The organism is Nonomuraea sp. NPDC003727 (assembly GCF_053586935.1).
In genome coordinates, this window is record NZ_JBSFNE010000004.1 from 331603 (window position 1) to 346126 (window position 14524).

At 67.2% G+C, this 14524-nt stretch carries 7 protein-coding genes and 2 pseudogenes; 6 read left to right on the forward strand and 3 right to left on the reverse strand.

The window, feature by feature from the left end; translation table 11 throughout:
* Positions 1–114 precede the first annotated feature (114 nt).
* Positions 115–5838 (reverse strand): LamG-like jellyroll fold domain-containing protein, encoded by a 5724-nt coding sequence (locus ACWDLG_RS13170; protein WP_449919296.1) that lies wholly within the window; start codon positions 5836–5838, stop codon positions 115–117.
* A gap of 396 nt (positions 5839–6234) precedes the next feature.
* Here ACWDLG_RS13170 and ACWDLG_RS13175 point away from each other — a divergent pair.
* From ACWDLG_RS13175 to ACWDLG_RS13185, 3 genes and pseudogenes are all read left to right on the forward strand, one after another.
* Positions 6235–6621, forward strand: a pseudogene (locus ACWDLG_RS13175) (tyrosine-type recombinase/integrase); the annotation flags it as partial.
* A 49-nt stretch (positions 6622–6670) separates the two neighbouring features.
* Positions 6671–6814, forward strand: a complete 144-nt coding sequence (locus ACWDLG_RS13180) for a carboxymuconolactone decarboxylase family protein (protein WP_449919298.1) — start codon at positions 6671–6673, stop codon at positions 6812–6814.
* A gap of 91 nt (positions 6815–6905) precedes the next feature.
* Positions 6906–7247: pseudogene (locus tag ACWDLG_RS13185) on the forward strand (cupin domain-containing protein); the annotation flags it as partial.
* Positions 7248–7602: 355 nt separating this feature from the next.
* Here the strand turns inward: ACWDLG_RS13185 and ACWDLG_RS13190 are convergent.
* The gene (locus tag ACWDLG_RS13190) at positions 7603–8013 is read right to left on the reverse strand and encodes a hypothetical protein (RefSeq protein ID WP_449919301.1); all 411 of its coding nucleotides are present in this window, start codon (positions 8011–8013) and stop codon (positions 7603–7605) included.
* A 273-nt stretch (positions 8014–8286) separates the two neighbouring features.
* On the reverse strand, positions 8287–9201 hold the full coding sequence (locus ACWDLG_RS13195; protein ID WP_449919302.1) for a hypothetical protein: 915 nt from the start codon (positions 9199–9201) through the stop codon (positions 8287–8289).
* Positions 9202–9681: 480 nt separating this feature from the next.
* Here ACWDLG_RS13195 and ACWDLG_RS13200 point away from each other — a divergent pair, with 480 nt between their 5' ends.
* The 3 genes from ACWDLG_RS13200 (at position 9682) to ACWDLG_RS13210 (ending at position 14523) form a co-directional block, all read left to right on the forward strand.
* Positions 9682–11889: an Ig-like domain-containing protein gene (locus ACWDLG_RS13200; protein WP_449919304.1), complete on the forward strand. Its 2208-nt coding sequence runs from the start codon at positions 9682–9684 to the stop codon at positions 11887–11889.
* Positions 11890–12050: 161 nt separating this feature from the next.
* Entirely contained in the window at positions 12051–13178 is a 1128-nt protein-coding gene (locus ACWDLG_RS13205; protein ID WP_449919306.1) for a GntR family transcriptional regulator, read from the forward strand.
* A 52-nt stretch (positions 13179–13230) separates the two neighbouring features.
* Positions 13231–14523 carry an ABC transporter substrate-binding protein gene (locus tag ACWDLG_RS13210; protein ID WP_449919308.1) on the forward strand — a complete coding sequence of 431 codons (1293 nt, stop codon included), beginning with the start codon at positions 13231–13233 and terminating at the stop codon, positions 14521–14523.
* The last annotated feature ends 1 nt before the right edge of the window (position 14524 follow it).

Genomic DNA, 14524 nt, shown 5'->3' on the forward strand with positions numbered 1-14524 from the left:
GAAGATGGTTCACGCCGAGCCGGCCCGGGAGCGCTGAAGCTTCCGTTTCGGCACCCGGGCCGGCTCAAACAGGGTGTGCTTATCGCTTGACGCTAGAAGGCGTCGCCCGATGCTTTACCGTCTGCGATCATCCCAATCTTGGTATTCCTTGGTGGGATTTCCGCAAAGCTGCTCGATCGGTCGCACGTCGATCTTGGTCTTGAACCGGACGAAGAATGGATCGCCATGCAGGATCCGGTCTCGAAGATAGAATCTCTTGTCGAGTGCGTCACCGGCCTTTTTGTTGTCGTCGTTCGCTATGGGGCAGACGGAGAACTTATTGGGATTGGCCGGCTTGTCGCCGTCCCAGAGCGATGACCATTCCCATCGCTCATATGTGGAGGCGAAGGGATATTCATCGCATTGACGGGTTTGGTTCTGCGTGTAGTTAACTCCCCAGATCTCTATGCACTTCGGCCGCGTATACTTTCTACGATAGGCGTCGGCGAGGTCGCCCGACAGTCTGTGGAGCCATGCCCTGCTCTTGTCCTCGCCGCCGCATCCCTGGATGATGGTCTTTCCCGCACCTCCTCCGGGACCGACGTAGCCGAGAGGCTTCTCGTAGGTGTCGTTGGGGTCGTTGCAGGCCTTCCAGTAATGCTCGTATGCAGCGTCATAGCCTGAACCGGTGCTGAACACGATCGAGGGGATGGCACTGTCGAAGATGCAGCCACCATCGCCGGCGATGTAGCTGGCGCTGTCGCATCGAACAATTGTGCGATCCTCGAGCGGCTTCCCTGAGAGCGAGTAATAGCCTTGGATGCCCGGCCAGGTCGGCCAGTTCACATACGTTCGGAAACCGTCAATCGTCACGGCCTCCACGTTTTCCTTCTCTTCCGTCTTTGCGGGAGTTCCGTTGTCGTGCACTTCCCAGATAAGCGTCCGCTTTGGATCCGCCTTTTCCTTGGGGCAGCGTAGCCGGAACCGCGCAGTACTGCCGTCCCAGCTATTTATCGACTTGGTGCGATAATTGACATTCGGGCTACCCCCAAATTCGGTTACGTGCTGGCATCGAGTGCCCACCGGATTCACGCCGATCGTCATTTGGCGCGAACCGATGCCTACGTTATAGATGTCGTCGAGCTTATTATCCAGGTAATAGACGTCAACCACGATGTCTCGTGATGTGGCGCCCTTTGCTTCATCCGCGCCCAGGCTGCCCTTGCCGTGGAAGGTCTGGACAATGGTCATCACCTTCCCCTTCGCCTGGCAGTAGGTGATGCGGCAGCTAGGGGTGGAGGTGTCTATCGCCGTAACGTCGCCGATGGAGCACCAGGAATAGTGGTTTTTGATCCAGCCCTCCGGACGACCGGCTTTGGCGATTTCTTTCTTGCAGTCGTCGGGGGTTATACGATCGAATTCATAGATGGGGATCGGGTCGTCCGCGGCTGGCGCGCTCTGGACGACGGTGTTGTCGGATTCACGCTGGGCCGGGCGAGTATCAGCAGGGGTGGCTGCAGTGATCCTCACGCTGATGGTGTGCCAACCAGTCCAGGCGCCGTTGGCGCCAGGGGCGGTCGCGCGGGCGCGCCACCTCACCAAATCGCCGTCTCCCAGCCGCCCACCGGGAACCTGCAGCGTCACGCGGGAGTCGGCGCGCTTGGCGGTGGCCTGACCTGACCAGACCAGTTGCTTGCCCTCGGCGGTCTCGTCCGTCTTGCCGGACTTGCTGGCCTTGGCGGGGATGCGGGAGATTTCCATCTCCACTTTCGCCTCGCCGTCGCGCTGGGCGGGCAGCCAGGTGGTCAGGCGGGGGGTGAGGGTGGAGGCGACGGTGACGCCGTCCATGGTGCGGCCGTCGTCGACCGTCAGCTTCGCGATCCCGGCGTGGTCTGCGGTAGCCGTGTTCAGCCTTGCCACTGTGCTGGTCGCCGCGGCGCCGACGGGGGTGTTCATGTCGGTTTGGATTTCGGACGCGGTCTGGACGCGGTTGTAGATGCGCACGTCGTCGATCAGGCCGCTGTAGAACTCGTCCAACCAGATACTGTTGCCGCCGAGGCGTAGCGCACCGCCGTTGTCGGCGAGGTTGCCGGTCATCGGTGTCTGGTCGATCTGGGTACCGTTGAGGTACAGGGTGACGATGGTGCCGTTGTAGGTGACGGCCAGGTGGCTCCATTGGTTGAGTGGCAGCGGATCGTCGCCCACCACTGACTTGGAGGTGGTGGCGTTCTCCAGCCAGCCCAAGGGTTCGCCGCCGTAGGAGGCGTACAGGCCGTAGGAGTGGCCGTTGGTGTTCTCTTTCGACAGTACGGTGCGGTAGCCGGCCACTGTGGCCGGCTGGACCCACGCCGAGAATGTCAGTGTGTTCGTCAAGCGCAGCGACTGGGCATGCGGGACGGTGACCCAGCTGGAGGTGCCGTTGAAGGACAGGGCCTTGCCGTGCTTGCCGCTGGCCCAGGTGGTGTCGGTGGCGGCTCCGGTGTTGTGCTGTCCGGAGGAGTCGCCGACGGTGGTGCCCGTGCCCTCGTCCATGCCGTACGCGGCCACCAGGCCCGGGGTCGCCGGCGGGGCGGTGACGGTGGCCGAGGCCTCGTTGGAGGACGGGCTGAGGTTGCCGGCCGCGTCGGCGGCTCGGACCCGGTAGTAGTACGTCCCCGCCGCCAGGCCCGCGTCGGTGAACGTGGTGGCCGGCGACGAGCCGACCTGGTTCGCGGCCGACGGGGTGAAGGCCGGCGTGGTGGAGCGGTGGACGGTGTAGGCGGTCACGCCCACGTTGTCGGTCGAGGCCGTCCAGGTGAGCTGCGCGTTGCCGGGGCCGCCGGTCGCGGCGAGCGAGCCGGGCGCGTTCGGTGCCTGGGTGTCCGGCGACGGCGTCCTGCCGATCGGGGTGGTCATGTCGGTCTGGATCTCGGTGGTGGTCTGCGCGCGGTTGTAGATGCGCACCTCGTCGATCAGTCCGCTGAAGTACTCGCCCCATATCTGGTTGCCGCCGATGCGCAGCGGGCTGCCGTCGTCATACAGGTTGTCGCTGAACGGAATCTGGTTGACCTGCTGGCCGTTGACGAACAACCGCAGGTACGTGCCGTCGTAGGTGAGCGCCAAGTGGCTCCAGGTGTTGACCGGCAACGGGGAGGTACCGGCTACGGACGAGACGGCCTCCGGCTCAGGCTGCGCCCAACCAGAGGGGACCGAGTCGCCGTTGGCGGCGTACAGGGTGTACGAGACGCCTCCCTCGCTCAGCTCCTTGCCCACCACGGGGCTCCAGTTGGCCACCGAGGCCGGGTTGACCCAGGCCGACAGCGTCATCCCGCTCTCCACGCGCAGCGAGGCGGCGTCCTGGGCGGTCACCCAGCTGGAGGTGCCGTTGAACAGCAGCGCTTTGCCGTACTTTCCGTTCTGCCACGAGGTGGCAGTGGCTGTTCCGGTGTTGTTGTGGCCAGAGGAGTCGCTCACGCTCGTCCCGACACCCTCATCCATGCCGTACGCCGCCACGAGCCCGCTCGGTGGTTTCGCACCCGTGGTGAACGACCAGCTGTACGGCACGGCCAGGGAGTTGCCCGCGAGGTCCTTCGCGCTGGCCACCTCGGCGGTGTAGGTGGAAGCCTCAGCGAACGGCTGTTCAGGAGTGAAGGTGAGCACTCGGTCGGTGGTATCCATCACCGATGATCCAGCAATCGCAGCTCCGCCGGAGTCCTTCATCGTGAACTGAGCGTCAGTGACCACTTCGCTGAATGTCACTGTGACCGGGGTGGTGACTGGAACATCGGTGGCCGCGGCCACCGGGCTCACCGAAGATACCGCCGGTGGCGTGCCGTCAGTCGTGAACGACCAGGAGTACGAGGGCATCGCGTTGCCCGCCGCATCCTCGACCCCACTCAGCTGGGCAACGTAAACCGACCCCGGCGTCAAGGACGTTGCTGGAGTGAATCCAACGAAATCCGCAGCCTGGCCGGTAATCTTGCTTCCGAGGACAGCGTTTCCCGCGGAGTCCTTGAGGGTTATCTCCGCCTTCGATACGTCTTCGCTCAACACAGCCCAGACATCAAGCTTGGTCGCCGTGTTGGTTGCATCTCTGGCGGGCGATGTTGTCACGACGCTTGGCGGAGCTGCATCAGGCTGTGGTTCCTCGACAGGCGCAGGACCGTTCAGAAGATCCTCTGCCGACGTGGAGATGTCCTGGCCGGAACGGAGCCTGAGCTCCGAGGCCTTCTCCCACGAAACATCTTCAGGGCTTGGAAGAGCAGTCGCAGAGCGTCCCTTCGCTGGGTCGTCCGCGAAGGCGCGAATCTCATCCGCTGTCGTCGGATGGGGCTCTCCGGGATAAAGCCAATATCCAATGTTCGGCACCGGCGGTGGAGGCGCTTCGAAGTCAACGGTGAGGATGGGCGGGTGGAGTTGCCCCTTGCACTCCTCCAGCGGGGTGCTCCTACAGCCGCCTGCCTCGTCGGTCCGGTAGCGGCGCCAGTTGGTGGTGTCCGACTCGCTGCCGGCGGTGAGCTGGACGCCGTAGTTGGAGGCACCGTCCGACCATGCCTGGACGATCTCGTCGATCGAGTAGACCAGGTCCCATTCCTTGCCCGCCCAGCTCGCGGCTCCGCTGGTGCAGTTGGGGCTGTAGGCGGCGCCCTCGGTGATCTGGCCCGTTGAGGTGACCGACGGCTGGCTGTTCCACGTCATGGTCGCCTCGTCCCAGGGCGACGTGACCTGCCGGGTGGTGATCCCGGAGCCGATGTAGGTCCCGCAGTCGTTGGACAGGTGATTCCACAGGATCAGGTCGGCGTTCTGTACCTTGAGGCCGCGGAACTCGGCGGGCATGTCGGGGAACTTGATGTAGCTGCGCCAGCGGACGGTGCCGCTGTTGGACTTGCCGACCAGGATCCGGTCCAGGGTGAAGTTGTCCCAGCTGTCCGGGTAATCGGCGTTGTTGACGAAGGTGTCCCAGCCCTGCTTGGGCAGGCCGCCGGCGCCGGTGTGGGTCTCCCACCAGTCGGCTGCCACGGCCGCCATGGTCACGGGATAGGTGACCGCAGGGTTGGCCAGGAACGCGGTATCTGGGGCGAACACCAGCGATTTGCCGTCGTCATCGAGGCTGATCGCGGCTTTGCCGACCTTGCCTTCGTCGATGGGGGCGTAGGCGTCGGCGGCCGTGGCGTCCTGCAGGAGCGTCGGCCGCAGCTCGGTCAGCGTCTTGCCGTCCTTGCCCACGATGACGGGCCTGCCCTGCGCGTTCTTGCCGAAGGAGAGCCCAGCGGGCAGTGCCACCGGCATTTTGAAGGTGACCGGACCGCTGGGCCGTTCGGTGATGACGACCTGCTGTCGGAAACCGGTCGCGGTCGCGGTCACCCGAAGGTCGCGGCCCTTGCCATAGGCGCCGGGGTAAGTGGCGGTATTGCCCTTCAGCTGCGGCTCAGGTAGTGCCAAGGGTGTGCTGATCTTCGCCGTGGCGTCGTCCGCCGCTGCCTCGGCGCCGGTCGCCTGGCTCTTGAGCAGGGTCTTGTCCCGGCCCGCGGACAGAATGAGGTCGCCGAGCGTGGCCTTGGGCTTGATGGCGCCGTCCGCCTTGACGAGGGTGGTGTCGATCGGCGTGAAACCCTTGCCGTCGGCGTTCCTCTTCCGGATCGGGCGGGCGCTGGACTCCATCCGGATCGTCTTGCCGTCCGGGTTGGCGTAGAAGGTGGTGCTCTCCGAGCCCATCGACTCGACCTCGACGCGTCGGTTCTCCTTCTTGGCCTGCGCCAGCGCTTTTTCGGTCGGCGTCGCGGGGGTGCTCGGGGGTGATGTCGTGGGGGGTGGGGTGGGGGGTGGGGTGGGGCTCTGCGCGATCGCGGGCGCGCTCATCATCGAGAGCGGCAACGTCACAGCCGCGATCAGGGCAGCGCGCCGGCGCGTCCGGTTGGATAAACCGGACGCTGGTCGTGATGTGTTCACTCGGACCCTTCGAGGATAAAAGCGACAAAACGGAGTGATCATCACATGAGGTCGAACTAAAAGTAAAGATCGTTTTCAGTGACGGATGAAACGCGTGCCGTCAGCTGACCGCAGCCCATCGGCCCCCGTCCCCCGACTTCAACCCGGCGGCGGTGCTGGAGATGCCGGCCACTGCCCGGCCCAAGGCGCTGGTATGGACCGGGGGACCGGGTCGAGGAATGGCATCGTGAGTTCCGTGACTATCGCACGGCGGAGAGGGCGCGGCGCGGTGGCCGGAGGGTCGATCCGATCGATGCCTATGTCCGGGTGTCGCGTCCGTCGTCGGTGATGGTGTGGACGCCGGAGCAGACCCGGCTGTTTCTGGAGGAGGCCAGGAGACATCGGCTGTTCGCCTTGTATCGGCTGATCACGCTTCGAGGGCTACGACGCGGGGAGGCGTGCGGGCTGCGTTGGAAGGACGTCGATCTCGACCAGGGATCCGCGCGTATCGCCTGGCAGTTGGTGCAGTTGGCGGGGCAGATTCACGAGGGCAGGCCCAAGACCGATGCCTCGATGCGTACCATCGCGCTGGATGCCGAGACGGTCGGGATCTTGCGGGCGCACAGGCGGCGCCAGCAGGAGGAACGGCTCGCGGCGGGGGAGGCGTGGAAGGAGACCGGGTTTGTGTTCACCCAACCGGATGGGGATCGGCTGCACCCGCAGCACGTGTCCGACCAGTTCTTGTGGTTGGCCTATCTGGCGGGGTTGCCGCCGGTCCGGCTGCATGATCTCCGGCCTGGGCCGGGCCACCGACAACGGCGTCACCGAGGCCGAGCTGATCGAAGCGATCAGCCACCTGGCCTTCTACGCCGGCTGGCCCCGCGCCATGTCCGCCATGACGGTCACCAAAGATCTCTTTCGCGCCTGACCGGCCCGTCCTGCGAAAGGAACAAAACATCATGGAACTGCTGAAGCGGCCCGCCACCGGCAAGCTGCCGGCCGAGTAGTTCACCGGCGACGCCTTCGCCGACGTCATCTACCGAGGCCACGACGCCTCCGCGATGCGGGCGAACGCTGTGCACTTCACGCCCGGTGCCCGCACTGCCTGGCACTCCCACGGCAGGGGCCAGGCCCTGTACATCGTGGAGGGGATCGCGCTGATCCAGTCCCGAGGCGGCCCGATCCTCCGAGCCCACCCCGGGCAGGTCATCTGGACTCCGCCCGGTGAAGAGCACTGGCACGGCGCCGCCCCCGACCAGTTCATGACGCACATCGCCCTGTGGGAAGGCGATGAGGTCACCTGGCTCGACCACGTCACCGACGCCGAATACACCAGCCCTCCCACCGACCACCCCACCTGAGATCCCCGGCCACCCGACCTTGGACGGCCTGGGGCAGCAGGCCCCCGCGACCGGAACCGACCGAATCGAGCAAGGGAGTATCCGCCATGCGTGGAGCCATCCTGTACGGCCCCCGAGACGTGCGCGTCGAGGACCGTGACGCGCCGAAGCTCCTCAAGCCCACCGACGCGATCACCCGCACCTTTGCCACCTGCCTGTGCGGGTCCGACCTGTGGGACCATCGCGGCATCAACCCCGTCAAAGACCCCGCCCCCATCGGCCACGAGGCGTGCGGCACCCGCCGAGACGACGAGACTTCGGCGGGTGTCAACCCGATTGCGCGCTGTCGTGGTGGTGTGAGCCGATTATCCGTAGGTCACGGACCTGAGACGGTCTGGAGGGTACCGCCACTGGCGAACCAGTTGACTGGACATGCCGCGATCGACACCGGATATGGGATGTTCGTCACCCAAGCGCCATAGACCGTCCGGCGGCTTCCGTCTTCCCGTGCGCAGTAGGCGACGGCGCGGTACCCGTCGACGCCGGGGTAGGTAATCGTGCCGCACTTGCCCTGCCAGCCATCATAGTTATTCCACTGTCCGCTCCAGCAACCAGACGGTGCGGCTTGGGCAGCAGCCGCGGGCAGCACCAGCGTTGCCGAGACCCCCAGCGCCGCGGTGGCCAGCACGCGTAACGCGATTGAACGTATACGCATCTTGTTGCCTAATCGAGCGGTGTTCTTCACGCCATCTCCCTCGTCTACGTATACGGCATCCACCGTGATCATTCCTGATCTTCGTCGATGCTCCCGATCTTGAGCAAGGTGTCTGAAGTGCTACACCGCCGTACCCGGAGAACATCCCGTGGGTGGCCATGACCCAGCGGAGCCGTCATTGGTAGCTGACCTGGCGTTTCATCGGGTCTTCGTTCCGGCGCGCAGTGCTGCGTCGACCGTGCTCTCCAACGCCTTGCACAGAGTGCGGGTACGGAAGTCGGAGGAGACGCAGGTGTAGCCCTGCTGACCGCTCCGGATCTCGATCACTCCTGAGGAGGCCGTCGGTCAGGACCTGAAGAAGTCGACGACGTCGTCCCCGTACGGGTCCCGCGCCGTCCCACCGGCACGCGGAGCCTTGATGGCGGTGGCATTGACGTTCCAGCTGAACCGGGTGGCCACCGCCACCGACTGCATCGGATACCCCTCGCCCGGCCGCCAGATCGCCTGCACGACGATGGGTCTGCCGGACAGGTCGGTCGAGATCCCCCAGTGCAGGGTGATCCGGCTGTACTTGGGATTCAGCCGCCCGCCGAGCATCTGATTGAACGGCTTCGACACCTTGAACAGCTGCCCGAACGTGGTCGTGCCGCGGTAGCCCCAGGTCTTGACGGCCCGGTTGTCGGCGTCGCGGAGGGTCGGGCCCGACTTGCTGCTGGACGCCGAGGCGACCAGGGCTTTGAGCGTGCCGAGGTCGAAGACGTCGATGATCTGGTCGCCGTACAGTGCCGCGCCACCGGCCGCGCTGCCCAGCCGCACCCACGACTTCCCGCCGTAGGCCGGCCCCGCGCCGTACAGCACGCCGCCGACGCCGCGTACCTTGTGGGCCGCCGAGCCGACCTTGGCGAGGTCGGCCGCCCGGCGGTCACCACCCGCGGCGTCATCCCGCAGGAGCTGCAGGTGGCACTCACCGAGCGGCATCGACCGCGTCACGTCGGCGGCGATCACCCCGCCCCGGCCCAGCCGGGCCACGCCCGTCAGGTGGGGGTCACCGCTGCCACCCCGGCACGCGCCGCGTGGCATCTCGCGGAACCGGGGATCGTACGGCCAGTCAGCCGCGGTGTGCTGCACGACCTTCACCGACTGACTGTGGGCCTGCAGCCGCTGCACCGCCGCGACCACATCGACGGCCGCCGCGGTCTGGGCAGGAGCCGACACGGTCGCCAGTCCCACCACACCCGCCATCGTCACTGTCCAGCTCATGGGAAGTGATCATGCCATAGGCCCGTGCTCTCCCCGCCCGCTAGTGATCATGGTGCGACGCCGCGCAACCACACCGAAGCACCCACCTCTGCGCCGACAGCGCCGCGCAAGACGGCACCGCAGGCTCTGGACCAACTTTCCAGAGGGCCGCGACAGGCTGTTTCGAGCGATGCGATCGCCGCAGGGCGGATGACCGTGCCCAGCGTGGGTGTCCTGTCTCAGAGAGCGCCGGGCGCGCAACTCCGAGGGCTCCTGCCCTGCGTGACCTGGCCACCTCCGACCTGGTGCACGCGCGCATTCGACGGCCTCGCCAAGGCCGTCTCGGGCACGGGCTTCGCTTCCGCGCAGGCAGGGCTGGGCATGAATTCCCGCCATTTTTCTGTCATTAGTTCGGGGTTATTGTTTCGCCATCTCACGGATTCCTTTGTCTGGATATCTCGTAATCCGGCATAAATTCATTCCTGCGGAGGTGGCTTCTTCATGCGTGTAGGGCTCTTGCGGATCGCCGGCGCTCTCGTGCTGGCCCTGCCGGGCACGGCGGCCATACCGGCCGCCGTCCATGCGGATGAGCCGTCATCGGTGGTGATCGACTCCTCCGAGACAACCCAGGGCGTCGTACGGCTCGCCGGCCGGTTCACCGGGGCGTACGACGTGAACATCGTGGTGAACGGCGAGCGGATCGAGCGCGCCAGGGTGAGCGATCTGGACGCCGACGACTCCGGCACCTGGTCCTATGACCTGGACACCAGCGAGATGGACGGCGAACTCGAGATCTACGCCAAGGCGACGAATGCGGCGACGCGCTACGGAACGTGGTCGAGGCCACTGACGCTGCGCGTGGACAACCCGCGCGCCAGGGCGCCGAAGGTGTCGATCGCCGAGCCCGCGGATGGGGCGAGCCTCACCAGGCCCGCGACGGTGCGGGTGAACATCACCGGCGCGGACGTGCATTCGGTGCGGGTCCGGGTCAACGGCGGCCCATGGAAGAACGCCTCCGGCGCGAACGGGCGGTACGTGACGGTGGTGGATCCGGCGAAGTACGGCGATGTCATGGCCAGCCTGGAGGCGGAGGCGGTCGACGCGCGCGGCAACGTGTCCAGGTCGGCCACCCGGTACGTGGCGCTCGGCGCGGCGAAGAAGGAACGCCCGGTGCGGCACCAACAGGACCGGGCGATGTGGATCTGGGAGAAGGCCTCCTACAACCTGGTGCTCAACCCGGGATCGCGCCGCCTGCTGGAGACCGTGCTGGGGCCCGGCTCGACGATCTACCTGGGAGTGGACACCTACGCCGGGCGCGACTTGATCGAGGACGCGCGCTCCGAGCTGCGCGACCTCGTGGCCTGGGCGCATCGCCGGGGGATGAAAGTGCACGCCACGGTGGCCGGCGGGACGCGTCCGCCCTATCTCGGCGCGCTCTCCCGATATCGCGACCGCGCGGTCAGGGAGATGGAACGGGTTCTCGACTACAACCTCTCGTCGGCGCCGGCCGAGCGCTTCGACGGGATCAACGTCGACATCGAGCCGTACATCCTGCCCTGGTTCGGGAGCACCAAGCCCGACGTGCAGATCCAGTGGCTGGACACGCTGCGGGCGATGATCGCGCGCCGGGACGCGTCCGGGCAGCCCCTGCTGTTCGGCCCCGCCGTGCCCCGGTGGCTGGACACCTCCGCCTGCTGCACGGACATCCCGTACGGCGGGACCACCCGCACCATGGCCGAACACATCCAGGACATGACGGACTACATCGCGATCATGGATTACCGGGACCAGGCGGACGGCAGCCCCGGCATCATCGCGCAGGCCGAGGGTGAGATCGCCTACGCCGAGCGCATCGGCAAGCCGCTCTCAGTGGTGATCGGGGTGGAGACCCTGGACATCGCGACCAGCGGAGACCCGCACACCATCACCTTCCGCGAACAGGGCAGGGACGCGATGGAGGCGGAGCTGGCGAAGGTCTACGGGGCGTTCTCGGACAGCCCCGCCTTCGCCGGGGTGGCGCTCCACCACTACGACTCCTATCGGGAACTGCCCACGATCTGGGGCCCCTCGGCAAAGTGGCCCGCGCCGCCCGCCGACTCCGGGCCGCCCACGGGCGTCGACTCGCCGCCGAAGGCCGTCGCATTCGACCACTCCACGGTGGACCTGACCTACGGGCGGGCCCACGACGACGCCGAGGTCGACTTCTATGAGGTGCATCGGTCGGTGGAGCCGGGCTTCACTCCCGGACCCGGCACCCTCGCCAGCCGGGCGCGCGGCCTGACCTACACCGACACCGGGCTGCTGCCCGGCACCGCCTACACCTACCGGGTCGTGCCCGTGGACGTGGCCGGACACCGCGGCCCCGCGTCGGATCCCGTCTCTGTGACGACCGGGAGCACCGACCTGCGCCCGATGGTGGTGGAGTCGATGGCCGTCAAGCTTGAGGGCGGCGCGGCGCGAGTGCGGCTGCGCGTCGTGGACAAGAAGACCGGTGAGCCGGTGGCCGCCACGGTGCGCGGGCGTTTCACCTTCTCCGCGGGGCGCTACGTGACGGTGACCGCGGACGCCGACGGCTGGGCCACCGCGACGTCCGAGGCCTTGGTACAGCCGACGGGCCAGGTCGGGTTCGCGGGCCACCGGCTGACAGCTCCCGGCCGCTACTGGGCCAGCGCCTATGACCGGGACAGGGACGTCTCAGCCCAGTGGTGACGACCCCGCCGCCCGCAGGGCCACCTCCCGCCTGAGGCGGCCCTGCGCTGCGATTTAAAGGAAGGAATTCATCCCTGTTTTCTGCAGAATTAGCGATGAATTCGTCATTGACATTGCCGCGATATGACAAGAAGAATCCCGTTATGGAGCCACTGGACGGAATGAATTCCCTCCCAAAGGGAAGGCGATACCGCACTCTCGCGGCACGCCTGCGGCAGGAGATCGTGCAGGGCCGCTGGCCGGTCGGTGGCAGGTTGCCGACCGAGTCCGAACTGGCACAGACCTACTCGGTCGGGGTCAACACCGTGCGCCGCGCGGTCGACCTCCTGGTCGAGGAGGGGCTCGTCCGGCGCCGGCAGGGGTCGGGCACGTTCGTGAGCGCCTCCGTCAGACCCTCAGGCACCACCGAGGCCAGGCCGCGGCTCATCGGCGCGCTCGTCCCGTCGACCACCTACTACTTCCCCCAGGTCGTCCAGGGGATCGAGCGGGCGGCCACCGCCGCGGGAGTGCAGCTCGTGCTCGCGTGCTCCAACTACGACCCCGGCGTAGAGCTCGCGCAGATCCAGCAGCTCGTTGACGTCGGGGTCGCGGGTCTGCTGCTGGTGCCCAACCTGCACCTCGCCGCGGACCCCGCCGCGCACCTGGCCCGCCTGCGCGAGCTGACCGTGCCGTACGTGCTGGTGGAACGCCGGCCGGCCGACCCCCGCCCGGCCGACTCCACGTCCTACGTCTGCACCGACGTGCAAGGCGGCGGCTACGCGGCGGTCCAGCACCTCAGCGGGCTCGGCCGGAGCCGGATCGGCTACCTCGGCAGAATCGGCACCGCCACCTCCGAGGAGGTCTTCGCGGGATACCGCCAGGCCGTCACCGACCTGGGTCTGCCGGAGATCCCTGAGGCGGTGGCCCGGCAGCCCGTCTGGACCGGACCCGACATGCTGGCCTACGCCAACTCGCTGGTCACCGCGAAGGTGCGCGCGGTGGTGTGCCTCGGAGACCGCGAGGCCACCGCGCTCCTGCCCTACCTGCGCCGGGTCGGCCTGACCGTCCCCGACGACATCGCCCTGGTCGCCTACGACGACGAGGTCGCCGACCTGGCCGAGGTGCCGCTCACGGCGGTGTCCCCGCCCAAGGCAGAAGTCGGCCGCATGGCGACCGAGCTGCTGCTGCGCCGGGTCGAGCTCGGTCCCGTCGCCCCGATCTGCCGTGTCGTGCTGCAGCCTCGCCTGGCCGTACGGGCCTCCTGCGGAGCCGCCTCCGGCACCCTCGTCGAGGTCCGCGTCCCGATGTGACGCCGACCTTCATCCCCTCACCCCCTGCCCCCTTTTCCTGTTGGAGGACTCAATGAGAGTGCGCATGCTCGCCGCCGCCGCGGTGGTCGTGCTCACGGTGGCCGGCACGACGTCGTGTGGCGGCTCGGCCGACGGCTCCGGAGCGGTCACCCTGCGACTCGGCTTCTACGCGGCGGCGGGAGACCCCGCCGACACGACCATGCGGGAACTTGTCAAGGAGTTCTCGGCCGCCAACCCGTCGATCAAGGTGGAGCTGGAGGTCGCGCCGTACGTCAAGTTCTTCGAGCGGCTGCGAACCCAGATCGCCGGCGGCCAGGCGCCGCAGGTGTGGCTGTCCGACGGCGTGCTGGTGCAGGAGTTCGCCGCGCGCGGCGCCCTCGCCGACCTGACTGACAGGGTCAGCACCGTCAACGCCGCCGACTACTCCGGCATCGAGCTGAACAAGGACGCGAAGGGCCGGATCTACGGCTTCCCGCAGGGCGCCCAGACACCGGTGCTGTTCTACAACAAGAAGATGTTCGCCGAGGCCAAGGTCGCCGAGCCGACGGCCGACTGGACCTACGACGACTTCGCCGCCGCGGCCAAGAAGCTCACCAAGGACACCAACGGCGACGGCAAGCCCGACACGTACGGGTTCCGCGCCTACTCGCCGGGCTTCACCGAGAGCTGGTGGCCCATCATCAAGGCGTACGGCGGCGACATCGTCACCGAAGGCAACCGCAAGGTGGTCGTCAACAGCCCGCAGTCCAGCGCCGCGCTCGACTGGATGCTCGCCGCGATGGGCAAGGACGGGTTCGCCCCCGACTACGCGACCACGGAGGCCCTCGGCAAGGGCGTCGTTCACACGCTGTTCGCCACCGGCCGGGTCGCGATGTCGTACGGCATCTACGCCCGCACCCTGCCCGCGAAGAGCGCGGGCGTCGACTTCGGTGTCGCGCCGATGCCGAAGGGGCCGGCCGGCCGCGGCAACGTCGCGATCGTCAACTCGTGGGTGGTCAGCAAGGCGGCCTCGGCGGCGCAAGCAGACGCGGCGTGGAAGTGGATCATGTTCTTCTCCGGTGAGGGCCCGCAGCGCAAGTGGGCCGAACTCGGCGAGGCGATCCCGATCAACAAGCAGGTCGCCTCCTCGGCCCTGCCCGCCGAGCAGAGCAAGGCGTTCCTCGAGTCGCTCGACGCGGCCACCGACCTCGGCACCAACGCCGTGTGGTCGGAGTACACCGAGGCCCTGGCCAAGCGGATGAACGAGGCGCTGTCGGGCGCCACGCCCGTCGCCACCGCGCTGGAGACCGGGCAGAAGGAGGCACAGGAGGTCATCGACCGCTTCTACGCGGGACAGACGCAGTGAC

What these genes read in the sequence shown, in the direction of transcription:
- ACWDLG_RS13195 (WP_449919302.1), bottom strand. Translation starts at nt 9,201, where the DNA reads ATGAGCTGGACAGTGACGATGGCGGGTGTGGTGGGACTGGCGACCGTG.
- ACWDLG_RS13205 (WP_449919306.1), top strand. Translation starts at nt 12,051, where the DNA reads ATGAATTCCCTCCCAAAGGGAAGGCGATACCGCACTCTCGCGGCACGC.
- ACWDLG_RS13190 (WP_449919301.1), bottom strand. Translation starts at nt 8,013, where the DNA reads ATGATCACGGTGGATGCCGTATACGTAGACGAGGGAGATGGCGTGAAG.
- ACWDLG_RS13210 (WP_449919308.1), top strand. Translation starts at nt 13,231, where the DNA reads ATGAGAGTGCGCATGCTCGCCGCCGCCGCGGTGGTCGTGCTCACGGTG.
- ACWDLG_RS13200 (WP_449919304.1), top strand. Translation starts at nt 9,682, where the DNA reads ATGCGTGTAGGGCTCTTGCGGATCGCCGGCGCTCTCGTGCTGGCCCTG.
- ACWDLG_RS13180 (WP_449919298.1), top strand. Translation starts at nt 6,671, where the DNA reads ATGATCTCCGGCCTGGGCCGGGCCACCGACAACGGCGTCACCGAGGCC.